This is a genomic window from Myxococcus vastator, assembly GCF_010894475.1.
Taxonomy (GTDB): Bacteria; Myxococcota; Myxococcia; order Myxococcales; family Myxococcaceae; genus Myxococcus; species Myxococcus vastator.
Genome location: NZ_JAAIYB010000045.1, coordinates 1 through 24,406, shown reverse-complemented (window position 1 = coordinate 24,406; position 24,406 = coordinate 1). Strand labels below are relative to the sequence as shown.

Below are 24,406 nucleotides of genomic sequence, written 5' to 3'. Positions count from 1 at the left end.
AGGGTCGCCCCCCGTGTCCCCCTTCGAAAGCGGCCGTCGGCTCTGCGTTCTCGTGGAGGCCGGGGAAACCCGTTACGCCGTGGAAGCGACGTCTGTCATGGAAGTGGCGATGCCAGGCGCCAATGGCAGCAGCCTGCGGGGTGTGCTGGAGGTGAAGGACCTCTGCGCGCTGCTGGGCGGGCCGCCCGAGGAAGGCCCGGGCATGGTGGTGGTGCTCGACGTGAGTCCCACCCTGGCGGTGCGCGTGCGCTCCGTGGTGGAGGTGGCGGACGTGGCCCGCGCGCCGTTCTTCCTGCTGCCTCCGGGGCTGGCGGACTCGCTGGCGCCGCTGAGCCGGGGCGCGGTGCTGTACAAGTCGCGGCTGTACCTGGAGCTCATCGCGGAGGCGCTGCCGCACCGGGTGGGTTCGATGTCGACGGCGGTCGCCGCCCGGCCGGTGCACTGGGCGGAGGCGGCTCCGGACCGGGCGCTCGTCTTCGAGTCCCAGCGTCGACTGTTTGGCGTTCCCCTGGGCCTGGTGTCGCAGGTCATCAGCCGGGGAGAGGCCTTCAGCGTCCTGCCCGTGCAGAGCGGACCGGTGGCCGGTATCTTTCCGCATGATCAGGTGCTGTGGCCTGTCTGCTCGGTCCCCGCGTTGCTGGGGGAAGCGGCCGTGCCGGAGCCCTTCATCGTCCTCACGGAGCTGGCCGGGCGGAACGTGGGGTTGACGGCCACGCGGGTGCTCGGCGTCCTGCAACGTTTCGAGCCGGACGACACCGAGGGCAGCTTCCGCGCTCCCGGGTTGAGCGAGCCCGTGGCGTTCCTGGACCTGCAACACATGTTTTCTTGATCGCCCCAGAGGGCAACTCGTAAGCTGCCCCGCTTGTCAGACTGCCGCGAGTCAACCCTCGCGGCGGGAATCACCAACGAATTCAGGGGAGTGGATGCTCCCCGAGGCCCGAACCGATGCCCAAGAATCTGCTGGTCGCCGATGACTCGCTCACCATCCGCAAGGTGATCGGGATGATCTTCGCGACCGAGGACTTTCAGGTGACCGCGGTGGACAACGGGCTGGACGCCATCTCTCGCACTCGCGAGCTGCGTCCGGACGTCGTCCTCGCGGACGTCATGATGCCGGGCAAGAGCGGTTACGAGGTCTGTGAGGCGCTGAAGAACGACCCGGCCACCCAGGGCATCCCGGTGGTGCTGCTGGCCGGCACCTTCGAGGCCTTCGACGAGAACCGCGCCCGCGCCGCCCGCGCGGATGACCACGTCACCAAGCCCTTCGAGAGCCAGATTCTGCTCGACAAGGTGAAGGCGCTGGTCGGCCAGAAGTCCAACACGATGCCCGCGTCGGCCGCCACGCAGGTGCGCCACGCGCCTGCTCCGGCCGCCGCGCCGCCCGCGCCCGTCGCCGCGCCGCCGGGGGCTCGTCCCGCGCCGCCGCCGGGGGCGCGTCCGGTGGGGCCTCCGGGGCCTGGGATGCCGCCGGGCGCCCGTCCTCCGGGGCCTGGGATGCCGCCGGGCGCGCGTCCTCCGGGGCCTGGGATGCCGCCGGGCATGGCGCGTCCTCCGGGCCCGGGCATGCCGCCGCCGGGTGCGCCGGGCGCGCCGCGTCCTCCGGGGCCTGGGATGCCGCCGGGCATGGCGCGTCCTCCGGGGCCTGGGATGCCGCCGGGTGCGCGTCCTCCGGGGCCTGGGATGCCGCCGGGCGCCCGTCCGGGCGTGCCGCCTCCGCCGGGGGGGCCCGCGCCGGGAATGCCTCCGCGACCGGGAATGCCTCCGGGCGCCGTGGCCCGTCCGGGCGTGCCGCCTCCGCCGGGTGGCCCCGCGCCGGGTGGCTTCCCGCGTCCGCCGCCGGCCGGCGCGCCGCAGCCTCCTCCGGGGGCGGCGCCGCAGCCCGCCGCGCGGGGCAGGGATCCGTTCGGTCTGGGTGCGCCCGCGCCCGCCGCGGCCCAGCCGTCCATCAGCATCGAGGACTCGCTGCCCGACACGGGTGACGCCGAGGAGATCTCCCTGGACATCGCCCCTCCCGCGCCCGTCGCGGCCAGGCCGGCGAGCGCCCGTGCGCCTGCCGCGGATGGGGGCGAGGCCCTGCTGCGCGAGGCGCTTTCCAAGGCTTCCCGTGAGGTCATCGAGAAGATTGCCTGGGAGGTGGTGCCGCAGCTGGCGGAGACCATCATCCGAGAGGAGCTCGAGCGGCTCATCAAGGACCGAGAGACCCAGCACTGAGGCGCCTGGCGCCGTAACCTCCTGACCTTTTGCCGGCCCCGGTCCACCGGGGCCGGCCGCCTTCAATGACCGATACCACTGAACTTTCGAAGGCCTACGAGCCCACCGAGGTCGAGGCCCGGCGCTACGCGTTCTGGCTGGAGCGCAACTACTTCCGCGCCGAGGCGCCCTCCGACAAGCCGCCGTTCTCCATCGTCCTGCCGCCGCCCAACGTCACGGGCAGCCTGCACATCGGCCACGCACTGACGGCCACCATCCAGGACATCCTCACCCGCTGGAAGCGGATGAGCGGGTTCAACGCCTTGTGGCTCCCCGGCACGGACCACGCCGGCATCGCCACGCAGATGGTGGTGGAGAAGGAGCTGAAGAAGACGGAGGGCAAGAGCCGCCACGACCTGGGCCGCGAGGCGTTCCTGGAGCGCGTCTGGGAGTGGAAGGGCAAGTTCGGCGACCGGATCGGCGAGCAGCACCGCTACCTGGGCGCGTCCCTGGACTGGAGCCGCGAGCGCTTCACCATGGACGAGCAGTCCTCCGCCGCGGTGCGCGAGGTCTTCGTCCGGCTGTACGAAGAGGGCCTGATGTACCGGGCCCAGAAGCTCATCAACTGGTGTCCGTCGTGTCGCACGGCGCTCAGTGACCTGGAGGTGGAGCACCAGGAGAAGAACGGCTCCATCTGGCACATCCGCTACCCGGTGAAGGACTCCGACCGCACGCTCACCGTGGCCACCACGCGCCCGGAGACGATGCTGGGCGACACCGCCGTGGCCGTGCACCCGGAGGACGAGCGCTACCAGGACCTGATTGGCAAGCACGTGGTGCTGCCGCTCAGCGGGCGTGAGATTCCCATCATCGCGGACGGCGAGCTGGTGGATCCGAAGTTCGGCACTGGCGTGGTGAAGGTGACGCCGGCGCATGACTTCAACGACTACCAGACGGGCCTGCGCCACCAGCTGCCGATGCTGTCCATCCTGGACGACGCGGCGCGGATGACGAAGGAGACCGGCAAGTACGCCGGCACGGACCGCTTCGACGCGCGCAAGCAGGTGCTGGCCGACCTCCAGGAGCTGGGGCTTCTGGAGAAGGAGGAGCCCCACAAGCTGTCCGTCGGCACGTGCCAGCGCTGCACCACGGTGGTGGAGCCGCGCCTGTCGCCGCAGTGGTTCGTCAAGATTGAGCCGCTGGCGAAGCCGGCCATCGAGGCGGTGGAGCAGGGCCGCACGAAGTTCGTCCCGGAGTCGTGGACGAACACGTACTTCCACTGGATGCGCAACATCCACGACTGGTGCGTCAGCCGTCAGCTGTGGTGGGGCCACCAGATTCCCGCGTACTACTGCACCGCGTGCAGCCCGCGGCTGGGTGACGACACCGACCTGCCGCTGGAGGCCGCGACGGTGAAGGTGGGCGGCGTGGACTTCGCGCGCGCGGAGCCGATTGTCGCGCGGGAGCAGCCCACGGCCTGCCCGAAGTGCGGCGGCGCCACGTTCATCCAGGACCCGGACGTGCTGGACACGTGGTTCTCGTCCGCGCTGTGGCCGTTCTCCACGCTGGGCTGGCCGCGCAACACGCCGGAGCTCCAGACGTTCTACCCGACGTCCGTCATGGAGACGGGCCACGACATCATCTTCTTCTGGGTCGCCCGGATGATGATGATGGGCCTGCACTTCATGGGGGATGTGCCCTTCCGCACCGTGTACCTGCACGCGATGGTGCGCGACGAGAAGGGCGAGAAGATGTCCAAGACGAAGGGGAACGTCATCGACCCCTTGGACGTCATCCTGGGCGCCAGCCTGGACAAGCTCGCGCCGACGCTGAAGAACAAGTTCCCGCAGGGCATGCCGGCGTTCGGCGCGGACGCGCTGCGCTTCACGCTCGCGTCGCTCACCCAGCAGGGTCGGGACATCAAGCTGTCCATGGACCGGCTGGCTGGCTACAAGGCCTTCTGCAACAAGCTGTGGAACGCCAGCCGCTTCGCCCTGATGAACATGGGCGAGTTCACGCTGGATGAGCGCCCGCTGAAGGCGCGTCCGTTGACGCTGGCGGACCGCTGGATTCTCTCGCGGCTCCAGCGCGCCACCACCGAGGCCCGTGCCTCGCTGGAGACCTACGGCTTCGCCGAGGCGGCGTCCACGCTGTACCAGTTCCTGTGGGCCGAGTTCTGCGACTGGTACATCGAGCTGGCGAAGGGCTCGCTCTACGGCACCGATGCGCAGGCGAAGGACTCCGCGCGCGCGGTGCTGGTGTACTCGCTGGACCGCATCCTGCGGCTGCTCCACCCGTTCATGCCGTTCATCACCGAGGAGATCTGGCAGAAGCTGCCGATGTCCCGGCCGGTGGACAGCATCATGATCGCGTCGTACCCGGAGCCCGACGCGGACCTGGTGGACGAGGCCGCCGAGGCGGAGATGGCCCCGGTCATCGCCACCATCGAGGGCCTGCGCACCATCCGCGGCGAGAGCAACCTGTCGCCCGCGACCAAGGTGAAGGCGGTGGTGCAGAGCCCGGACGCCCGCACGCGCGAGCTGCTGGAGCGCTGGCGCGCGTACCTGATGCCGCTGGCCGGCCTGTCCGAGGTGGAGGTTGGCGCGCCCGGCACCAAGCCGCCGCAGGCCGCCGCCTTCGTGGGGACGAACCTGGAAATCTACGTGCCGCTGGCGGGTCTCATCGACCTGGACGCGGAACGCGACCGCCTCCGCAAGGAGATCGCGCGCGCCGAGCAGGAAGCCGCCGGTGTGCTGCGCAAGCTGGAGAACCCCAACTTCGTGGCCAAGGCGCCCCCGGACGTGGTCGAGAAGGACCGCGCCCGCGTGGAGGAGTTGAAGGAGCGCAAGGCCAAGCTTCAGGACCATCTGCAGCGCATTGCCCCGGAGCCCGCCATGCCCGCAGCGCCGCCGTCCGAGAGCAGCACGCCGACCGAAAGCGTTGAGCCGACCGAGGCCGACATCGCGACCGAAGCCGACGTCGCGACCGAGCCCACCACCCCGCCTGGGAGCGCCGCTCCATTAGAGACGCCGCCTCCGGTGGAGGGGGGCACTGAGTACGAGACGCTCGCCGAGTCCACCGAGGAGGAGGAGGCCGCCGTCGCTCCGGCCGAGGTGAAGGCCGCGCCGGATGCGGAAGCCGAGGGGAACGTCGACCTGGCGGAGGAGCTGAAGGACGAGCTCGAGGCCGCCGGCGGTGTGGCCGAAGCCGCGGACCCCCAGGTGCAGGACGCCCTGGAGAAGCTGCGCGCGGGGACGAAGGAAGGCCTGTCTCCGGCTGACCATCATGACCTCGGCGTGGCGTACATGAGCATGGGCCTCGTCGACGACGCGATGCGGGAGTTCAACACCGCGCGCGCCGGTGGCGACGCCCGTGAGGCGCCCGCCGCGGCCGAGCAGGAGGGCGCCGAGTCCGAGCAGACGGTGGCCTCCACCGCGAAGGCCGTGGTGAAGGCCGCCCTGGCCGCCGTGAAGAAGGCGTCGTCCATCGCGAAGGACACGGTGGTGGAGGCTGTCTCCGCTTCCGACGAGGACGAGGCGCCTGCCGCTCCGGCGAAGGCGCGTCCCGCGAAGAAGGCCGCGGGCAAGAAGGCGCCTGCCGCCGCGACGAAGGCTCCGGTCCAGGAGGCCGTCTCGACGAAGCCTGCGGGCGCGAAGGGCGCGGCCAAGAAGGCCGCTGCGACGAAGGCTCCGGCGAAGGCGGCGGGCGCGAAGGGCGCTGCGACGAAGGCTCCGGCCAAGGCAGCGGGCGCGGGCGCGAAGGGCGCTGCGACGAAGGCTCCGGCCAAGGCGGCGGGCGCGAAGGGCGCGGCCAAGAAGGCCCCGGCCAAGGGCGCGGCGAAGAAGGCTTCGGCTCAGAAGGCCGGCAAGAATGCTCCGGCCAAGGGCGCAGCGAAGAAGGCCTCGGCCCAGAAGTCCGCCGCCAAGAAGGCTCCAGCCAAGGGCACGGCGAAGAAGGCTCCGGCCAAGGCTGCGTCGAAGAAGGCTTCGGCCCTGAAGTCCGTCGCGAAGAAGGCTCCGGCCAGGTCCGCTGCGAAGAAGTCCGCCGCGAAGAAGGCGCCTGCCAAGGCCGCCGCGAAGAAGGCTGCCACGAAGAAGGGGGCCGCGAAGAAGGTCGCTGCCGCCAGCAAGAAGCCGGTGAAGAAGGCGGCGGGCCGGAAGGCTCCCGCGAAGAAGGGCACCGGGGCAAAACCCAAGGCGCGGGCAAAGGCCCGGCGGTAGCAGGAGGAGACGTGCAGCAGCAGGATTACCTCGACCGGCTCATCGCGCTCGCACTCGATGAGGACCTGGGGGCGGCGGGTGACGTCACCTCGCAGGCCCTCATCCCTCCTGACTACGAGGGCAGCGCGGAGCTGGTCGCCAAGGAGCAGTTGGTGCTCGCGGGCCTGGAGGCCTTCGTCCGCGTCTTCAAGACGGTCGACCCGGACGTCGAGGTGGAGCTGTTGCGCCGCGACGGTCAGGAGATCAAACCGAAGATGGTCGCCGCGCGGTGTCACGGCCGGATGCGCTCGCTGCTCGCTGCGGAGCGCACCGCGCTCAACATCGTGCAGCGGGCCGCGGGCATCGCGACACTGGCGCAGCAGGCCGTCACGTCCGTGCGCGGCTCCAAGCTGCGCGTCCTGGACACGCGGAAGACGCCGCCGGGAATGCGCACGGTGGCCAAGGAGGCCGTCCGCATGGGCGGCGCGTCCAACCACCGCTTCGGCCTCTTCGACGGCGTCCTCATCAAGGACAACCACATCGCCGCCGTGGGGGGCTCCATCGCGGAGGCGCTGCGCCGGGCGAAGCTCAACGGGCCACGGCTGACCAAGATTGAAATCGAGGTCACCAATCTGAAGCAGCTCGCGGAGGCCATCGAGCACGGCGCGGACGTGGTGATGCTCGACAACATGGACGACGCGCAGATTCGCGAGGCCGTGAAGCTGGCGGCGGGCCGCGTCCCGCTCGAGGTGTCGGGCGGCGTCACGCTGGACCGGCTGCCTCGGCTGGCGAAGCTGGGCATCGACTTCGTGTCCATGGGCGCGCTGACGCACTCCGCGCGAGCCATGGACCTGTCGCTGGAAATCACCGCCGCGGCGAAGCGCCCCGCGCGCGCCAGGCAGCCGAAGCCGGCGTAGCGCGCGGACACGGAGGCGCTCCTGGCTCCTGCCTGGGACGCGCGGAGCCCTCCCCGACGCGGCCGCTCACTTGCCCGTGAGGACCTCCGCGCGGGGCTTCCCCTCCGCCGACGACGGCATGCCCAGCTCCATCAGCGCCGACAGGGTGGGGGCGAAGTCCACGGGGTCGATCTCCTCCAGGTACATGCCCGGCTTCACGCCCTTGCCCGCGAAGAGGATGGGCACCTGCGCGTCATACGCGTGCGGTGTGCCGTGGTTGGTGCCGGTGGGGATGCCGTGGAGCAGGTGGAGGGGCCGCAGCATGAAGAGCACGTCGCCGCTGCGCCCGGGGTAGTAGCCCTTGCGCATGGGCGTCAGGTAGCCCGCGGTGTCCGGCGCGGTGAACAAGTCGTCATTCGCCACGGCCGTGATGACCGCCGGGTGCTTCGCCAGCCACGCCGCCGCCGCGCGCCGCACCGCCACGTCCACCGCGCCGCCCTGGTGCGTCTTGCCGCCCAGGTACACGTCCAGTTGTTCGAGCGTGGCCGTCACGTCGCCACCGAACTGCTGGCGCAGCGCCTGCGTCAGGCCCTCCGCCAGCTCCGCCGGGCTCACCCGCTTCGCGGCCAGCCCCTTGGCCGCCCACTGCTCTGGCATCGCCGCGCCGCCGTGGTCCGCGGACAGCGCGATGACCAGGTTGCCCCGTCCGCCCGCCGCGCGCTCGGCCGCGGTGATGAGGTTGCCCAGCGCCCTGTCCAGCCGCAGCAGCGTGTCCTGCATCTCCCACGAGGAGGGCCCGTACTCGTGGAACACCAGGTCCGTGCCGGTGAAGCTCACGGCCAGCAGGTCGGGCACGCCGTCCTGGCCCAGGCCCTCTCCGGCGATGGCCGCCTTGGCCGCCTCCACCAGCAGGTCATGCGAGTCCGGTGACACGGCGAACGCCTGGTAGAAGGTGGGGCCCGGCGACGGCAGCCCGCCGTCCAGCGGATGGGGGAAGGTGCGGCCCAGGCCGTAGACGTCCGCCTCGGCGAGGCCTTCGTCCTCGCCCACGTACTCCGAGGCCGGCCGCATCAGCTCCCACTTCTTGCCGAAGGCCGCCTCCGGCAGCTTCCGCGCGTTCAGCGCCTTCAGCCACGCCGGGAACTCCTTCGTGTACCAGGTGCCGGTGACGAACTTCCCCTCGCCCTTGTCGAACCACCACGCCTGGCCCGCGCGTCCGGCCAAGGGGATGGCCGCGTGGGGCTTGATGGACAGCGCCACCGCCTTGCCGCGCTCCTGCGTCGCCACGCGCAGCCGGTCCGCCAGCGTCTCCACCATGAGGTGGGCGGGGCCGGAGTCCTGGCCCGGCTTCAGCGGCACCTCCAGCACCGGGTGGGCCGCGTCCGCGAAGGCCATGACCCGCTTCATCGTCGAGCGGTCCACCCACCGGTTGTCCACGATGCCGTGCCGCCACGGGTGGGCGCCCGTGGCGAGGGTGGCGTGGCCGGGCGCGGTGCGGCATTCGGCGTGGCCGTAGCGCGCATAAGGAAAGTACGCGCCCTGGTTGAGCAACTGGCCCAGGCCACCCTTCAGGCGCGGGCGGTTGCGCAGCAACACGTCGCTGCCGAGCGCGTCCACGCTGATGACGAGCGTAAGCCTGGGAGGTCGGGCAAAAGCGGGCAGGGTGGCCAGCGCGACGGCGAGGACGAGTGCGCGAATCATGGGGATGAGAACCATCTCCGCCGGGATGGTGAGAAGCAACCAACAACGCGTGTCACTGCTTGGACGCCGCACTTCGCGCTGTTAGGGTCGCCCGCTTCATGGTCGAGGCCCGTCTTCGCGTCATCTACGGCGACACCGATCAGATGGGTGTCGTCTACTACGCGAATTACTTCCGCTATTTCGAGTTCGCGCGCAGTGAGTACTTCCGCGCCCGGGGTGGCAGCTACGCCGAGCTGGAGCGCTCGGGTGCCCTGCTACCCGTGGCCGAGGCGAGCTGCCAGTACAAGGCATCCGCGCGCTACGACGATGTGTTGGTCATCCAAACCACCGTGAGCGAGTTGCGCCGCGCGTCCATCGTGTTCACCTACGCGCTGTTTCGTGACGGTGCGCCACGCACGCTGCTCTGCACCGGTATGACGCGTCACGCCTGTGTGGGGCGGGACGGCAAGCCGACGCGGCTGCCCGACGCCCTCATCCGGTTGCTTGAAACAACCGAGCCTTCCCCGGGCTCTTCCACTTCCACCTGAACCCTTCCGGGATACCCAAGGAGCACACACATGGATCGCAACCTGGCAATGGAGGTCGTGCGCGTCACCGAGATGGCGGCCATCGCCTCCGCCCGACTGATGGGCCGCGGCAGCAAGGACGAGTCGGACCAGGCCGCCGTGGACGCCATGCGCCGCGCCTTCGACGCGCTGCAGATTGATGGCACCGTCGTCATCGGCGAGGGCGAGCGCGACGAGGCGCCCATGCTCTACATCGGCGAGAAGGTGGGCAAGCGCGGGGATGGTGCGCCCGAGGTGGACATCGCCCTGGACCCGCTGGAGGGCACCAACCTGTGCGCCTACGGCCGGCCGGGCTCCATCGCCGTGGTGGCCATGGCGGGCAAGGGCGGGCTGCTCAACGCCCCCGACACGTACATGGAGAAGCTGGCCGTGGGCCCGCGCGCCCGGGGCGCCATCGACCTGCGCAAGACGCCCACGGAGAACCTCCGCGCCATCGCGGAGAAGATGAAGGTCTACGTGGAGGACCTCACCGTGGTGGTGCTGGACCGCGAGCGCCACACCGACCTCATCAAGGAGATTCGCGCGGCGGGCGCCCGCATCCGGCTCATCGAGGACGGCGACGTGGCCGGCGCCATCGCCACCTGCTTCGACAACACGGGCGTGGAGGTGCTGATGGGCATCGGCGGCGCGCCCGAGGGCGTCATCGCCGCGGCGGCCATCCGCGCCACCGGCGGTGACATGCAGGGCCGGCTCGTGCCCCGCAACCAGGGCGAAATCGACCGCTGCAAGACGATGGGCATCAGCGACATCTCGAAGATCTACACCGCCGAGGAGCTGGCCCGGGGCGAGGTCATGTTCGCCGCCTCCGGCGTCACCACCGGCGACTTCCTCAAGGGCGTGCGCTTCTTCGGCGGCGGCTGCGAGACGCACTCCGTCGTCATGCGCAGCAAGACGGGCACCGTCCGCTTCATCCAGTCGGTGCACAAGTTCGACAAGAAGCCGGGGTACGCTTTCTAGGCCGCAGCTCCCACCCTGCCTCACGCCCCTGGAGACACCCATGCCTGGCGCCTCGCGAACCATCATCGTCAACGCCCCCATCGAGAAGGTCTTCGACGTCATCACCCAGTATGAGCGGTACCCGGAGTTCCTCCCAGAGGTGAAGGGCATCCGGACCGAGAACCGCCAGGGCAACACGGTGGACGTCCACTACAAGGTGGATGTGGTGAAGACCATCAGCTACTCCATCCGCGTCACGGAGGAGCGGCCCACCCGCATGTCCTGGTCCTACATCAAGGGCGAGTTCATGAAGGACAACCAGGGCAGCTGGGTCCTGGCGCCCGAGGGCGAGGGCAAGACGAAGGCCACCTACACCGTGGAGATGGCCCTGGGCGCGCTGGTGCCCAAGAGCGTCGTCTCCGCGCTGGTGGAGACCTCGCTGCCGAAGATGCTGGACGCCTTCAAGCGCCGCTTCGAGGCGCCCTGAACCCCGCCTCCGGGCGGCTTCCCGGCGGGCGACGCCACCATCGCCCGCTGACCGCCAGGAGTCTTCGAGGACCCGGGTGCTCCGCCCGTCACAGCAGGCGGGCGGACGAGGCTGACTCGAAGGGGCTTGCGACGCCGGATACGGGGAGTATGCCCATGGGAAGGTCCGCTTGCGGGCCGCATCGAGGGCATTAAACTGAACACCGTCCCGACAGGATTTTCGGCCTCCACGACATTCGTGCCCTGGGTGCCCTGGCTCAGGTGTCGGGTGGCAGACGAGCAACCGTGCGAGATGGCAGCAACGTACCCAGCGAAGAACCGGGGTTCTTAATTTGCATCTGATATGGGTGGAAATGGTATTGGGGCGGGATGGGCGTACATCGGGGTACGTAGGCTGAGGGAGACGGAAGACCCATGCTCGACGCCTTCATCATCGAAGAGATAAAGCGCCGTGAGCGCCGCCGTGAGGAGCACGACAGGCCGGTGGCGGAGCTTCCGCTCCCCGTGCCGGATGACCGCCCGCGTCGGCGCACGGAGACCGAAGACGACAAGCCCCAGCGGGGCGTGGTGGTCATCGACCTGCTGTCCTGACCCCGGCCTCGCGGCTTGACGGCCGCGCCGGTGTGTCCTCGAGCCCGCGGTGGCGGTCCTTCCCAGGACGGCCCCGCGGGCTTCGCGCATCCAGGCCCCTGGCCGCCCTCAGGCGTGCGTCAGGGCCAGCAGGTGCCGGGGGTGGTAGACCTCCCACAGCGGCCCCTTGACGGTGGCCAGGGCCTCCAGGACTTGCTTGCGCCACTCCTCGGGCAGGGCCTGCTCGCCATGGAAGGCGCCCACGAGCGCGCCGGTGATGGTGGCGTGGGCCTCCGTGTCGCCGCCCCGGTGGACGACGTCCAGGAGCGCGGCCTCGGCGCTGGGGGCGTGGAGCAGCTCCCAGAAGGCCAGCCGGAAGGCGACGCGCACCGCGTGCAGGGGGCGGTGGAGGTGCAGCTCCGGCCCGTACAGCATCGGGTCCTCCTGCTGGGCAAGGGCCAGGTCCTCGCGCAGGAGCGACGCGGCGAAGGACACCTCCTGCACATAGTCACTGGCGGAGCGCCCGAGCGCGGCGCCGGCCAGCAGCAGGCCCGACTCCGCGGCGGGGATGAGGTCGGCGGCCTTGAGGCCCGCGCCATGGGTGACGGCGTGGCCAATGGCCGCGTTGAAGGCCGCGCAGGCGAGCTGGCAGCGCGGGTCGAAGTGGGTGAGGGCGGAGTCCTCCAGCGAGGCCTGGGTGAGCGCGTGGGCGTCCCCGGCCAGATACACGCCCAGCGGCGCCGCGCGGGCCAGGCTCCCCGGGTCCGCGGGCTTCCGGTACGCGCGCAGCCACACGCGCCTGCCCGCGCCCAGGGGCGGGAAGCCCGACGTCTGGCAGTCCTCGAAGACCTCCTTCAGGGGCTCGCTGACGTCGAAGGCATGGGGCTGCCAGGCGCGGTAACGACGCAGTGCGTCCGCGGCGTCGTACCGCCGGATGGCTCGGAGGCTGTGGCCCAGGCAGGCCGCGAGCTGGACCTCCTCCGTCACCTGCCCGCGGCGCAGCGCATGGGGGCCGCCGCCCATCAGCTTCATGTAGGGCCCCTCCGCCTGCTTGGGAAATGGAACGGCCATGAAGGGGCGGTGCGCGGTGGGGACGGACAGGGCGTTGCCCACGGCCATGCCGAGCAGCGCGCCGCGGCGCCGTTGAGCGAGCAATGGGTCAGGCCCCTTCAAGGCGGGGCGGCGTTGGGGCGGGGGCATTCGACGGGTGGACACTGTAGCAGCGCGGGCCGCGAGCACGCTTGCCCGGCCCGGGGGGCTCTTCTAGAAACGGCCGCCTATGACCGAGATTTCTCAGATTCTGGCGCGCGAAGTGCTCGACTCCCGTGGAAACCCCACCGTGGAGGCGGAGGTCCAGCTTGCCGGGGGCGCGCGCGGCCGCGCCGCGGTGCCGTCCGGTGCGTCCACCGGTGAGCATGAGGCCATCGAGCTGCGCGACGGCGACAAGCATCGCTACCTGGGCAAGGGCGTGCAGAAGGCCGTGAAGAACGTGGTCGACGTGCTCGCGCCCGCGCTGGTGGGCATGGACGCGGCGGATCAGTTCGCGGTGGACCAGCGGATGCTGGAGCTGGACGGCACCGCCACCAAGGGCAAGCTGGGCGCCAACGCCATCCTCGCGGTGTCCATGGCGGCGGCCCGGGCCGCAGCGGACGCGCACGGGCTGCCGCTGTACCGCTACGTGGGCGGCGTGCAGGCGCGCACCCTGCCCGTGCCGCTGATGAACATCCTCAACGGCGGCGCGCACGCGGACACCCGCGTGGACGTGCAGGAGTTCATGGTGGTGCCCGCCGGCGCGTCCTCCTTCGCGGAGGGCCTGCGCTGGGGCGCCGAGGTGTTCCACGCGCTGAAGAAGATTCTGAAGGACCGCAAGCTGGCCACGGGCGTGGGCGACGAGGGCGGCTACGCCCCGGACCTGCCGGCGAACGAGGAGGCGCTGAAGCTCATCATGGAGGCCATCGACAAGGCGGGCTTCAAGGCCGGTGAGCAGCTCTTCCTGGCCCTGGACGTGGCGGCCAGCGAGTTCTTCGACAAGGGCAGCAAGAAGTACAAGCTGAAGGGCGAGGGCAAGGAGTACGACGCGGCGGGCCTGCTCGAGTACTACCGGGGCCTCTCCGAGCGCTACCCCATCATCTCCATCGAAGACGGCATGGCGGAGGATGACTGGGAGGGCTGGAAGAAGCTCACCGACGCGCTGGGCTCGCGCATGCAACTGGTGGGCGACGACCTGTTCGTCACCAACGTGGAGCGCCTGGGCCGCGGCATCGACACGGGCACGGCCAACTCCATCCTGGTGAAGGTGAACCAGATTGGCACCCTGACGGAGACGTTCGACGCCGTGCGCATGGCGCACCGCGCCGGGTACACGTCCGTGATGAGCCACCGCTCCGGCGAGACGGAGGACACCACCATCGCCGACCTGGCCGTGGCGCTGGACTGCGGGCAGATCAAGACGGGCTCCGCGTCGCGCTCCGACCGCGTGGCCAAGTACAACCAGCTGCTGCGCATCGAAGGCGAGCTGGGGGCCGCGGCCCGCTACGCTGGCAAGTCGGTGTTCCGCGCCCTGAACCAGAAGAAGTGAGCCCGTGAGCGACAAGCCCAAGCGCATCCTGGTTTCAAACGACGACGGCTACTTCTCCGAGGGGCTCCAGGCGCTGGTCGAGGCCGTGAGCCCCCTGGGGGAGGTGTGGGTGGTGGCGCCCGACCGGGAGCAGAGCGCCGCCTCTCACGCCATCTCCCTGCACCGGCCGCTGCGCATCAAGGAGGTGCGGGAGCGGTGGTTCGCCGTCGACGGGACCCCCGCGGACTGCGCTTATCTGGCGATCAACCATCTCCTGAAGGATGATCGCCCGGTACTCATGGTTTCCGGCATCAACCACGGCGCGAACCTGGCCGAAGACATCATGTACTCCGGCACGGTGGCCGCGGCGATGGAGGGCGCGCTCCTGGGCGTGCCGGCCATTGCCTTCAGCCTGGTGGCCCGGCGGAGCTTCGACTTCGCGCCGGCGGCCCGGTTCGCCCGTTCGCTGGTGTCCAGCGCCCTGTCTCGCCCCCTGCCGCCGCGGATGCTCCTCAACGTGAACATCCCCGGAGGCGTGGAGCCGGAGGGCTACGCCATCACCCGCCAGGGCCGTCACTCGTACGGCTTCGAGGTGGTGGAGAACGAAGACCCGCGTGGCCGGAAGTACTACTGGATTGGCGGGAGCGACTACCAGCACGAGGACATCCCGGGCAGCGACTGCAATGCCGTGTTCCGGGACAAGCGCGTCTCCGTCACGCCGCTGCACTTCGAGCTGACGGACCATGGCCGGCTCCCGGACCTCTCCGGGTGGCAGGTCGATGGCTTCAACCGGCATGAACCGGACGGTGCCTAGCGTTGGCGCCGTGTGTGTCCAGCCGAGCGCGTGGGGCGCTCCGGGTGTTCCTCCTGGCCGTGCTGCTGAGCGGCTGCGCGGGCACCCGGGCATCCTCCGTGGCCGGGCCGGACATGGATATGGACACGGACACGGGGACGGGCGTCACCGACGCGGCCGAGCGGACCACGCCGCTGCCCTTCAACCTGAGGGGCGTCCACGCCGAGCCGGAGCTGGTGGCCGCGCGCCATGTCGTGGCCGCTGGCGAGACGATGTACCGCATCTCACGCACCTACGGCCTCACGGTGGAGGAGCTGGGGTCGGCCAACGGCATCAAGGCGCCGTGGACGTTGGCGGTGGGGCAGGAGCTCACCATCCCCGGTGTCGAGCGCGGCGTGCCCGTCCGGGCCCTGGCGGAGGCGGACCCGGAGCCGGTGCGGACTTCGACGTCGGCCGGGGGGCGGCGCAGCGTGCCGGCCGTGGGCCGCCGCGAGGAGCCTCCGGCGCGCCGCCGGACCCTGTCGCGTCCGGCGAGCGCCACGGGCCCGCCGCGTGTGGCCACCCAGGGGCAGCTCGACTGGCCGCTGCGAGGCGTCCTGTACGGCCGCTTCGGGAAGAAGGGGAAGGAGCCGCATGACGGCATCGACCTGGCCGCGCCCGCCGGCACGTCCGTGAAGACGGCGCAGGCTGGCACGGTGCTCTACGCGGGCGAGCAGCGCGGCTACGGCAACATCGTCATCGTCGAGCACACGAACAAGTTGATTACCCTGTACGCACACAACCGCGACCTGCGCGTGCGCACCGGGCAGAAGGTGCGCCGCGAGCAGGTGATTGCCACCGTCGGCGAGTCGGGCCGGACGTCCGGGCCCCATCTGCACTTCGAGGTGCGCATGGACGGAAAGCCGGTGGACCCGCTCGACTACCTGGGGCCAATGCCCTCCTCGTAGCCGAGGCGGCGCGGGCCCGGCTGCCTCCCTGCTCCCTGCGGCGGGGCAGGGCGCTACGTCGTGTGATGTCTGGGCCTCGGTGCCGGGCCCGGGTGAAGGTAGAGTGCCGGCCCGTGTCGCGCTTCGTGTCCTGGTGGCTCTCCTGTTTCGTCTTGTTGCTGGCTTCCTCGGCCCCTGCCCAGGCGCCAGCCCCTGGGGTTCCTGCTTCTGGGGCTGCTGCGTCTGCGGCTGTTGCGTCCGCGGCGCCTGAGGCCGTCGTCGTGGCCGTGCTGATGCTGGAGGCCAACGAGGCGGGCAGCGACGCGGCGCCGGGCGTCACCTCGCTCATCACCTCGCGGCTCGCGGAGTCGCCGCGGCTGCGCGTCCTCTCGCAGTGGGACGTCGAGGCCGCCCTGGACGACGAGCACCAGCAGCAACTCCAGGGCCTCAAGACGTGCGAGCGGGGAGACTGCCTCCAGGAGCTGGTGGCCCTCACCGGCGCCCGCTACGTCGTGGCTGGCCGGCTGGACCGCTTCGGCGACCAGTACCTGCTCACCGCCAACCTGTTGGATGCCGCGGGCGGACGAATCCTGGCCCGGCCTCGCGCGGAGGCTCCGGAAGCGGAGGACCTGCTGCGCACCGCGAAGGCCGTCTCCGACCAGCTCTTCGCCGCGCTCGTCCCCCCGGAGGAGTCCGTGGCGGCCCGCCCGCTGCTGGGAGGCTCCTCGCGGACGGGGGGCGGCGGCCTGCTGCTGGGCCTGCGCGTCAACAACAACTTCATCGACAAAATCTCCAACGTGAACCCAGGCGGCGACATCGAGGTGGGCTACTGGTTCCACCCCGAATGGGTCGGCTTCCTCCAGGTGGGCTTCAGCTACGTGCGCTCCACCCAGGAGGGCGTGCGCAGCGGCCTCACCGTGCTGCCCAGCGTCGTGGGCGCGCGCCACTACCACAACGTGGAGAAGACCCTGCGGCCCTACTGGGGCTTCGGCCTGGGCGTGCAGCTGTCCTTCGGTGACTTCGGCATCTTCCAGTCCACCGGCCCGCTGCCCACCGTCATCGGCTTCGCGGGGCTGGAGTACCTCGTCGCCGGCTCGGTCGGCTTCCAGCTCGAGCTGGGCACCAACGTCGCGCAGGCGGTGCTGGGGCTGTCGGAATCGAAGCTGGGTGACGGCCTCAACCTGGACCTGAACGCAGGCATCGCGTACCACTTCTGAGCCTCGGAGCCCCCCATGTCCCCGCGCGCCCTCTCCCTGATTGCCTTGCTCGCCCTGACGGGCTGTGACGACGAGACGCCTCGCGTCAAGCCGAAGGACCACGCGGAGGGCCTCTACGTCAAAGGCACCGCCGAGTACCTCCAGGGCCACTTCGACGCGGCCCTGGCCTCCTTCGAGGCCATGCAGCAGATTGCCCCGGACGACCCCCGCCTGCCCGCCGCGCGCGGCGAGCTGTTCCTGTCCATGGGCCGGCTGACGGACGCCGCCGCCGAGTTCGAGGCCGCCCTCAAGCTGGAACCCAAGCGCTCCACCAACTGGAGCCGCCTGGGCTTCATCCAGACCCAGCTGGGCCAGGTGGCCGAAGCCCAGAGCTCGCTGCGCAAGGCCCTGGCTCTCTTCCCCCAGGACTTCAACGCCCTGGAGGCGCTGGGCGACCTGGACCTCAAGAAGGGCGACCACGACGCCGCCGTGCGGCACTTCACGCTCGCCTCCAGCGCGGCGCCTTCCCCGGAGCAGAAGTCCGCGCTCATCATGCGCGCGCTGGACGTCCTGTCCTCGAAGCAGCGCTACCCGGAGCTGCTGGCCGCGGCCCAGAAGGCCGTGGATGACGGCATCCACACCGCGGACGTGCTCGCCACCCTGGGGGACGGCCTGGTGCGCGCCGGCAACCTCACCGAGGCCGCCAACGCCTACCGCGACGCCGCCAGCCGCTCGCCCAGGGATCCCACCCTGTGGGAGCTCGTCGGCGAAATCCAGATGAAGCTGGACAAGCCCGGGGACGCCATCAGCGCCTACAAGGAATCCCTGCGCGTGAAGGACCGCGCCATCGTCCACGTGGCGCTGGCCCGCATCTACCTGGGGATGAAGGACGCCTCGGCCGCGAGGGAGGAGCTGGCCGCGGCCCTGGAGTCCGTGTCCGGCCAGGACATCCGCGAGCTGCGGGAGCTGGCCAGCCTGCTGGTCACCATGGACCGCAAGCCGGACGCGCTGCGCATCCTCGCCAACCTCAGCGCGGAGCAGGACCACGCGAAGGACGCCGAGCTGCACGTCGCCACCGCCAAACTGGCGTGGGAGCTCAAGGACGCCGGCATCCAGCAGGCCGCCTGTGCGCGGGCGACCGCGGCGGACGCGACCCTCAAGAGGTGCCCTTGAGCCACGCCCGGGCCAAACGCCGGCCCGGGAGGGGGAGGGGCGGCTACGGGGTGCGGCCGCCCTGGAGCTTGCGGTACACGCCCACCACCTGGCCCAGAATCATCGTGGACCGGAACTCCGCGCGGCTCACGTAGATGGGCTGCATGGTGGCGTTGGCCGGCTGGAAGCGGATGCGGTCCCCTTCCGGGTAGTAGCGCTTCACCGTGGCCTCGTCCTCGATGAGGGCCACCACGATTTCACCCGGCTGGGCGGACGGCGTCTTCTTCACGAAGAGGTAGTCCCCGTCGTGGATGCCGTCGTCAATCATCGACTGTCCCTTCACGCGCAGGGCGAAGACCTCGCGGCCATTCACACCTCCGAGCAGGAAGCTGTCGATCTTGACGGAGTCCTCCATGTTCTCCTGCGCCAGCAGCGGCGCGCCGGCGGCGACCTTGCCGAGCAGGGGAATCTCCACCATGCCCGAGTCCTTCCGCATCCCCAGGCCGAGCAGCAGCCGCGCGCGCTTGGTGGGCACCAGGGAGCGGCTCTGCTGCTCGCCCCGGTTCAGGTAGCCCTTGCGCTCCAGCGCTTTCAGGTGGTCGTTGACGCCGTTCGTCGAGCGGATGTCCATGTGCTCCCCGATTTCGCGAATCGTCGGCGGGAAGCCCCGGGTCTCCGTCTCCTTGACGATGAAGCTGAGAATCTCGCGCTGGCGTTCCGTGAGCTCTTCCATGCGCTCCCTCACTCATCTGCCGTCCTGCCGGGGAGTCGTTCTCCCCAGGCAACAGGCTTTCAGTGTCACTCTCCCTGAACAGGCGTGTAGAGTCAACTCGTCCGGTGTCCCCCTGCGCACTCGGGGTGTGCCCCGCTCCGTCCTGTTTCTCACTTCTTGAGGTGGGGGGACGAACTCGACGTACACTTCGGCCGCTTTGTCCGAGCTCCGCCACACGCTGCTCTTCGTCGACGACGAGGCCGACGTCCTGGACATCCTCACCCGGATGTTCCAGCGCCGGTACCGCGTCCTCACGGCCCGAAGCGGTTCCGCCGCGCTGGAGATCCTGAGAAAGGAGCCGGTGGACGTCCTCATCACCGACCAGCGGATGCCCGAGATGACGGGCATCGAATTGGTGGCCACCGCGCGCGCGGAGGGCTTCGACGTCACCGCGCTGCTGCTCACGGGGTACACGCACCCGGACGACATCATCGCGGCCATCAACCAGGGGCAGGTGTACCGGTACATCACCAAGCCCTGGGATGTGAACGACCTGCTCATCACCGTGAAGAACGCGGTGGAGTACACGCAGCTGCGCAAGGACAAGGAGCGGCTGATCCGCCAGCTCCACCAGCGCGTGGAGGCGCTCTTCGTCCTGTACGAGGTCAGCCGCGCCAGCGCGAATGATCCGGCCAGCTACGACAACATCATCGACCGCGTGCTCATCGCCGTGGCGCGCGTGCTGCCGTACGACTGCGGCGCGGCGCTCATCGCGCCGGACGAGGCGCGCAGCGCGACGCTGCGGCTGCGCTGTCAGGGCATGGTGGGGGAGAAGGCGCTGCTGGGCGTGAAGGAGTCCATGCTCGGCGCGTACCGCAAGAGCAGCGGCCTCCTGCTGCCGGAGGACCGCGTCATCACCCGCGTGGCGGGCACCACCACCCAGGACGCGACGGCGCCGTCCGTCTACCCCAGCCAGCTCACGGTGAACCTGGTCGCCGGCGGGCGCCCGGTGGGCATGCTGTCGCTGTTCAGCCAGAAGCCGGACGCGTTCACCGAGGACGACGGCGTGCTGCTGGACGTGCTCGCCAACCAGACGGCGGACGCCATCCAGTCCCTGCGCTCGGCGGAGGAGGAGGCCCGCCACCGCATGGAGCGGATGGTGGAGTCCATGGCCGACGGCGTGGTCCTCACCGACGAGAAGAACGACATCGTGGTGATGAACCCGGCGGCGCGGCGGCTCTTGCACGCGGGGGAGAACCCGGAGGAGCAGACGACGCGGCTGATGGAGGAGCGCCTGGGCTTCCAGCCCTTCCACCTGGTGCGCGGCTGGGAGTACGGCGGCGGGCAGGTGCTGCGCGAGGAGGTGAAGCTCTTCGACCGGCACGTCCAGACGACGGTGACGCCGGTGACGGACGCGCGGAACACGCTGCGCGGCGTGTGCGTGGTGCTGCGCGACATCACCGAGCAGAAGCGGCTGGAGGAGCGCAAGGACGAGTTCGTCTCCATGGTGAGCCACGAGCTGCGCACGCCGCTGACGTCCATCTCCGGCGCGCTGGACCTGGTGCTCAACTTCATGGCCGGGGACATCAACGACCGGCAGCGCCGCTACCTGTCGCTGGCGCGGGACTCCACCGAGAAGCTCAACGCCATCGTGGATGACCTGCTGGACTTGTCGAAGTTCGCCAAGGGCCGGCTGCGGATGAACTTCGAGGTGTCGTACCTCGACGAGCTCGTCCAGCGCGTGGTGGAGAAGTACGGCCCGGCCTTCGGCGAGAAGCGGGTGATGGTGAAGCCCGTGCTGCCGCGCCATCCGCTGCGCGTCCTGTTGGACCCGAACCGCCTGGACCAGGTGCTCAACAACCTGCTCAACAACGCGGTGAAGTTCACCCCGGAGGGCGGAGAGGTGCGGGTGGAGGTGCACGCCACCTCCAGCCTGCCGGGCTACGTGGTGGTGTCCTGCTGGAACAGCGGAGACCCCATCGCCGAGGAGAGCCTGGAGCGCATCTTCGACCGCTTCGAGCAGGCGCGCACCAAGGCCAACCGCACCGTGCGCGGCACCGGCCTGGGCCTGGCCATCTGCCGCAACATCGTGGAGGCCCACGGCGGCCGCATCTGGTGTGAGCCGTGTACGGACGGCGTGCGCTTCATGGTGGTGCTGCCCACCGAGCCGCCGCCGGAGCTGCGCCGGGGCGACGACGTGGCGGACGCCATCCAGCTCCCGCGCCGGCAGGAGAGCCGGGGCCGGGTGCTCGTCATCGACGGTGAGCCCGAGGTGGCCTTCATCGCCAAGGCGCTGATGACCGGGCGTGGCTACGACGTGCGGCTGGCCTTCAACGCGGAGGACGGCCTGTCCGCCGCGCGGCGGTATGACCCCGACACGGTGATGGTGTCCGTGCGTCTGCCGGACGTGGACGGGCTGCGGCTGGCGGAGATTCTCCGGCACGACCCGGAGACGCGCCGCGCGCCGCTGCTGGTGTCGTCCGCCTTCGACGAGCGTCAGCGCGCCTTCCGCGCGGGCGCGGATGCCTTCCTGGTGCGCCCGCTGGCGTCGGACAAGCTGCTGGCCACGGTGGACTCGCTGGTGCGCGGCCGGCAGGGCCCGGCGCATGGCCGCGTGCTGGTGGTGGACGACGACGCGAAAATCGCCGCCATCTGCCGCGAGGTGCTGGAGAACATCGGCTTCGACGTGGCGCTGGCGGGCTCCATCGAGGAGGGACGCCGCTCCCTGCGCGAGCGCCGGCCGGACGTCGTGCTGCTGGACGTGACGCTGCCGGACGGCGACGGCTTCGTCTTCCTGGAGGAGATCAAGGCGGAGAGCGCCGGTGGCCACATCTCCGTCATCTTCATCTCCGCCCGCGCGGAGACGTCCTCCAAGGTGCGCGCGCTCAAGCTGGGCGGTGACGACTACCTCACCAAGCCCTTCGACGCGCTGGAGCTGGGTGCGCGCGTGGAGAGCGTGATGCGGCGCAAGGAGCAGGAGCTGTCGGCCTCGCCCACCACGCAGCTGCCGGGCTCCACCGCCATCGAGCGCGAGGTGCAGCGGCGCCTGTCCGCGCGCCGGCCCTTCGCCTTCTGCTACCTGGACCTGGACAACCTCAAGGCCTACAACGACTACTACGGCTTCGCGAAGGCGGACGGCGTGGTGCGCCAGACGGGCGACCTGATGCGCGAGGTGTTCGCGCAGGACGGCGCGCCCGGTGACTTCCTGGGCCACGTAGCGGGTGACGACTTCGTGTTCATCACCTCGCCGGAGTCGGTGGACCGCATCTGCCAGAAGGCCATCGAGACGTTCGACCGCATCATCCCGCTCTATTACGACAGGCAGGACCGGGAGCGCGGCCACATCGAGGCGGAGGACCGCTACGGGGAGAAGCGGCAGTTCCCCATCATGAGCGTGTCCGTGGTGGCGGTGATGACGGACGGCACCCAGGACCACGCGGAGCTGGCGCGCCGCGCCGCGGACATGAAGAAGCGCGCCAAGGCGATTGCGGGCTCCGTCTTCCTGCGCAGTGACCAGGAGCGGGTGGTACGCTCCGTGGCCGGATGAGGCTCTACCAGCAACTCGTCCTGTTCATGCTCGCCGCGACGGTGCTCCCCCTGGCCGCGGTCGGCTTCCTGTTGCTTTCGCGCGCCGAGGCCGAGCTGGCCGCCCGCATCGACGCGGAGCAGCGCGCGCAGGCGGTCGCCTCCGCCGAGTCCGTGGGCGCCACCCTGATGGAGGTGGTGGACGCGCTGGCCCGCTCGGCGGAGCTCATCGACTGGCAGGCCGCGAGCGACGCGGAGACGCAGGGCGCGCTGCGGCTGCTGTACGGCCAGTCTCCCGCGGTGAGCGCGGTGCTGAAGCTGGACGCGGAGGGCCGGCCGCTGGGCGCGCCCGTGTTCCGCGCGCAGGCCGTCGACGGGCACCCGGCCTTCTCCCCGGAGTCCGTGGACCGGCTGGTGCGCTCCATCCCCGTGCAGACGCTGCGCGGCGGCGGCAAGGGCCAGGCGGCGCTGGGCAGCGCGTACGTGCACTCGGACGAGGGGCGCTCGGCGGTGGCCGTGGCGGTGAAGCTGGCGGAAGGCGAGGGCGCGCCCTTCGCCGTCGCGGAGGTCGTGCTCCACCCGCTGGAGGCGGTGCTGCGCAGGCGCCTGGGCGAGGGGCTGGGGCGCATCGACCTGGTGGACGAGGAGCGGCGCGTGCTCGCCAGCACCGCGCCGGAGCGGCGGGGGCAGGCGCTGGCGCCGGAGCTGAGCGCGCACCTGTTGGCCCCGGCGGCGGCGCTGACGGAGCAGGTGCGCAGCTTCCGCGTGGAGTCACCGGCCCGGCGCGTCAGCGTGGCGCGCGTGCCTCATGGCATGCGCTTCGACGTGCTGGTGGAGGTGGATGAGTCCACCGCGCTGGCGCCCGTGCACGGCATGCGGCGCACGGTGCTGCTGTCCATTGGCGCCACCTTCCTGGTGCTGCTCGGGCTGGGCGCCCTCTTCACGCGCCGCCTCAACGTGCGGCTGGCGGAGGTGGTTCGCGGCGCGGAGGCATATGGGCGCGGCGAGCTGGACACGCGCTTGAAGGTCTCCGGTCAGGACGAGCTGAGCGAGCTGGCCACCACCTTCAACCGCATGGGCGAGGAGCTGGAGGCGGCGCGCGCCCGGATGCTGAGCTGGAACGACGACTTGCGCGTCCGCGTGGAAGAGGCCACCGCGGACCTGAAGGCGGCCCAGGCGCAGCTCGTGGAGGCGCAGAAGCTGGCCGCGGTGGGGCAGCTCGGCGCGGGCGTGGCGCACGAAATCAACAACCCGCTGGCGGGCATCCTCGGCAACGTGCAGCTGCTGATGCTCGACCGTGGCGCCGCCGATCCGGACCTGGAGTCGCTGCGGAAAATCGAGCAGAGCGCCAAGCGCTGCAAGGAAATCACCCAGAACCTGCTGCGCTTCTCCCAGCAGCGCGAGCGCGCGGAGCTGCGGCCGGTGGACCTCAACGCCGTGGTGCGTGACGCGCTCAGCCTCACCGAGCATCAGCTTCGCGGCGACGGCGTGGCGCTCACCAGCGTGCTGGGCGACGGGCTCGCGCGAGTGCGTGGCGACCCGGGGCACCTGTCGCAGGTGGTGCTCGCGCTGGTGTCCAACGCGCGCACCGCGATGCTGAAGTCACCCCAGAAGCGGCTCACGCTGCGCACGGGCGAGGTCAACGGCTTCGGCTTCCTGGAGGTGGAGGACACGGGGAAGGGGATTGCCCCCAACCTCCGTCCCCGCATCTTCGAGCCCTTCTTCACGACGAAGGACGTATGGTCCAACGTCGGGCTGGGGCTCAGCGTGGCCTGGCGCGTGGTGACGGAGGCGGGCGGGAGCATCGACGTCCGCTCGGAAGTCGAGCAGGGCAGTTGCTTCACCGTGAAGCTGCCGAAGGCGTGAGCCCCCTTGGGGGGCCTGTGATAGCTAACGAGGCTGCCCATGGCTGATTCCCGCCCATCGCGCCGTCAGGTGCCCTTCTTCATTGGCCTCGCGCTGATTCTCGCGGCGTTGCCGGTGGGGTGGTTCGTCTTCCTG

Annotated in this window: 18 protein-coding genes; 15 read left to right on the top strand and 3 right to left on the bottom strand. The window is 70.5% G+C overall.

Going from position 1 to position 24,406, the window contains the following annotated elements:
• The first annotated feature begins 13 nt into the window (after nt 1-13).
• The 4 genes from G4D87_RS07300 to nadC all read left to right on the top strand — a co-directional run bounded on the left by G4D87_RS07300 (nt 14) and on the right by nadC (nt 7,306).
• Nucleotides 14-829 carry a chemotaxis protein CheW gene (locus G4D87_RS07300; RefSeq protein WP_163780315.1) on the top strand — a complete coding sequence of 272 codons (816 nt, stop codon included), beginning with the start codon at nt 14-16 and terminating at the stop codon, nt 827-829.
• Between the two features lie 116 nt (nt 830-945).
• Nucleotides 946-2,211, top strand: coding sequence for a motility regulator RomR (gene romR / locus G4D87_RS07295; protein WP_163780313.1), 1,266 nt, complete (start codon nt 946-948; stop codon nt 2,209-2,211).
• A 65-nt stretch (nt 2,212-2,276) separates the two neighbouring features.
• A complete protein-coding gene (locus G4D87_RS07290; protein ID WP_163780311.1) occupies nt 2,277-6,410 on the top strand; it encodes a valine--tRNA ligase in 4,134 nt (1,377 codons plus the stop codon).
• Nucleotides 6,411-6,421: 11 nt separating this feature from the next.
• Entirely contained in the window at nt 6,422-7,306 is an 885-nt protein-coding gene (gene nadC / locus G4D87_RS07285) for a carboxylating nicotinate-nucleotide diphosphorylase (RefSeq protein WP_163780309.1), read from the top strand.
• Between the two features lie 66 nt (nt 7,307-7,372).
• Here the strand turns inward: nadC and G4D87_RS07280 are convergent, their stop codons facing one another.
• Entirely contained in the window at nt 7,373-8,986 is a 1,614-nt protein-coding gene (locus G4D87_RS07280; RefSeq protein ID WP_176409558.1) for an alkaline phosphatase family protein, read from the bottom strand.
• A 98-nt stretch (nt 8,987-9,084) separates the two neighbouring features.
• Here G4D87_RS07280 and G4D87_RS07275 point away from each other — a divergent pair, with 98 nt between their 5' ends.
• The 4 genes from G4D87_RS07275 to G4D87_RS38835 all read left to right on the top strand — a co-directional run bounded on the left by G4D87_RS07275 (nt 9,085) and on the right by G4D87_RS38835 (nt 11,565).
• On the top strand, nt 9,085-9,513 hold the full coding sequence (locus G4D87_RS07275) for an acyl-CoA thioesterase (RefSeq protein ID WP_163780305.1): 429 nt from the start codon (nt 9,085-9,087) through the stop codon (nt 9,511-9,513).
• Nucleotides 9,514-9,543: 30 nt separating this feature from the next.
• Nucleotides 9,544-10,509 (top strand): class II fructose-bisphosphatase, encoded by a 966-nt coding sequence (glpX, locus tag G4D87_RS07270; protein WP_163780303.1) that lies wholly within the window; start codon nt 9,544-9,546, stop codon nt 10,507-10,509.
• A 40-nt stretch (nt 10,510-10,549) separates the two neighbouring features.
• Entirely contained in the window at nt 10,550-10,975 is a 426-nt protein-coding gene (locus G4D87_RS07265; protein ID WP_163780301.1) for a type II toxin-antitoxin system RatA family toxin, read from the top strand.
• Nucleotides 10,976-11,388: 413 nt separating this feature from the next.
• Entirely contained in the window at nt 11,389-11,565 is a 177-nt protein-coding gene (locus tag G4D87_RS38835) for a hypothetical protein (protein WP_176409559.1), read from the top strand.
• A 108-nt stretch (nt 11,566-11,673) separates the two neighbouring features.
• On the opposite strand, the gene G4D87_RS07260 is transcribed toward G4D87_RS38835, so the two are convergent.
• A complete protein-coding gene (locus tag G4D87_RS07260) occupies nt 11,674-12,717 on the bottom strand; it encodes an ADP-ribosylglycohydrolase family protein (RefSeq protein ID WP_163780298.1) in 1,044 nt (347 codons plus the stop codon).
• A 106-nt stretch (nt 12,718-12,823) separates the two neighbouring features.
• Between G4D87_RS07260 and eno the strand changes: the two genes are divergently transcribed.
• The 5 genes from eno (at nt 12,824) to G4D87_RS07235 (ending at nt 18,189) form a co-directional block, all read left to right on the top strand.
• Entirely contained in the window at nt 12,824-14,122 is a 1,299-nt protein-coding gene (eno, locus tag G4D87_RS07255; RefSeq protein WP_163780296.1) for a phosphopyruvate hydratase, read from the top strand.
• Nucleotides 14,123-14,126: 4 nt separating this feature from the next.
• A complete protein-coding gene (gene surE, locus G4D87_RS07250; RefSeq protein ID WP_163780295.1) occupies nt 14,127-14,915 on the top strand; it encodes a 5'/3'-nucleotidase SurE in 789 nt (262 codons plus the stop codon).
• A 2-nt stretch (nt 14,916-14,917) separates the two neighbouring features.
• Nucleotides 14,918-15,841: a LysM peptidoglycan-binding domain-containing M23 family metallopeptidase gene (locus G4D87_RS07245; RefSeq protein WP_163780293.1), complete on the top strand. Its 924-nt coding sequence runs from the start codon at nt 14,918-14,920 to the stop codon at nt 15,839-15,841.
• Between the two features lie 260 nt (nt 15,842-16,101).
• Nucleotides 16,102-17,037 (top strand): hypothetical protein, encoded by a 936-nt coding sequence (locus G4D87_RS07240; protein ID WP_240358079.1) that lies wholly within the window; start codon nt 16,102-16,104, stop codon nt 17,035-17,037.
• A 15-nt stretch (nt 17,038-17,052) separates the two neighbouring features.
• Entirely contained in the window at nt 17,053-18,189 is a 1,137-nt protein-coding gene (locus tag G4D87_RS07235) for a tetratricopeptide repeat protein (RefSeq protein ID WP_163780290.1), read from the top strand.
• 43 nt (nt 18,190-18,232) lie between these two features.
• Here the strand turns inward: G4D87_RS07235 and lexA are convergent, their stop codons facing one another.
• Entirely contained in the window at nt 18,233-18,901 is a 669-nt protein-coding gene (gene lexA, locus G4D87_RS07230; RefSeq protein WP_163780288.1) for a transcriptional repressor LexA, read from the bottom strand.
• 196 nt (nt 18,902-19,097) lie between these two features.
• Here lexA and G4D87_RS07225 point away from each other — a divergent pair, with 196 nt between their 5' ends.
• Both G4D87_RS07225 and G4D87_RS07220 read left to right on the top strand, forming a co-directional pair.
• Nucleotides 19,098-22,427, top strand: a complete 3,330-nt coding sequence (locus G4D87_RS07225) for a response regulator (protein ID WP_163780285.1) — start codon at nt 19,098-19,100, stop codon at nt 22,425-22,427.
• On the top strand, nt 22,424-24,271 hold the full coding sequence (locus tag G4D87_RS07220; protein ID WP_163780283.1) for a sensor histidine kinase: 1,848 nt from the start codon (nt 22,424-22,426) through the stop codon (nt 24,269-24,271). Before G4D87_RS07225 ends, G4D87_RS07220 begins: the two co-directional genes overlap by 4 nt.
• Nucleotides 24,272-24,406 lie beyond the last annotated feature (135 nt).

Bases quoted from the DNA above. Each gene is read 5' to 3' on its own strand.
- romR (WP_163780313.1), top strand. From the start codon at position 946: ATGCCCAAGAATCTGCTGGTCGCCGATGACTCGCTCACCATCCGCAAG.
- G4D87_RS07290 (WP_163780311.1), top strand. From the start codon at position 2,277: ATGACCGATACCACTGAACTTTCGAAGGCCTACGAGCCCACCGAGGTC.
- G4D87_RS07280 (WP_176409558.1), bottom strand. From the start codon at position 8,986: ATGATTCGCGCACTCGTCCTCGCCGTCGCGCTGGCCACCCTGCCCGCT.
- G4D87_RS07275 (WP_163780305.1), top strand. From the start codon at position 9,085: ATGGTCGAGGCCCGTCTTCGCGTCATCTACGGCGACACCGATCAGATG.
- glpX (WP_163780303.1), top strand. From the start codon at position 9,544: ATGGATCGCAACCTGGCAATGGAGGTCGTGCGCGTCACCGAGATGGCG.
- G4D87_RS07265 (WP_163780301.1), top strand. From the start codon at position 10,550: ATGCCTGGCGCCTCGCGAACCATCATCGTCAACGCCCCCATCGAGAAG.
- G4D87_RS38835 (WP_176409559.1), top strand. From the start codon at position 11,389: ATGCTCGACGCCTTCATCATCGAAGAGATAAAGCGCCGTGAGCGCCGC.
- eno (WP_163780296.1), top strand. From the start codon at position 12,824: ATGACCGAGATTTCTCAGATTCTGGCGCGCGAAGTGCTCGACTCCCGT.
- G4D87_RS07235 (WP_163780290.1), top strand. From the start codon at position 17,053: ATGTCCCCGCGCGCCCTCTCCCTGATTGCCTTGCTCGCCCTGACGGGC.
- lexA (WP_163780288.1), bottom strand. From the start codon at position 18,901: ATGGAAGAGCTCACGGAACGCCAGCGCGAGATTCTCAGCTTCATCGTC.
- G4D87_RS07220 (WP_163780283.1), top strand. From the start codon at position 22,424: ATGAGGCTCTACCAGCAACTCGTCCTGTTCATGCTCGCCGCGACGGTG.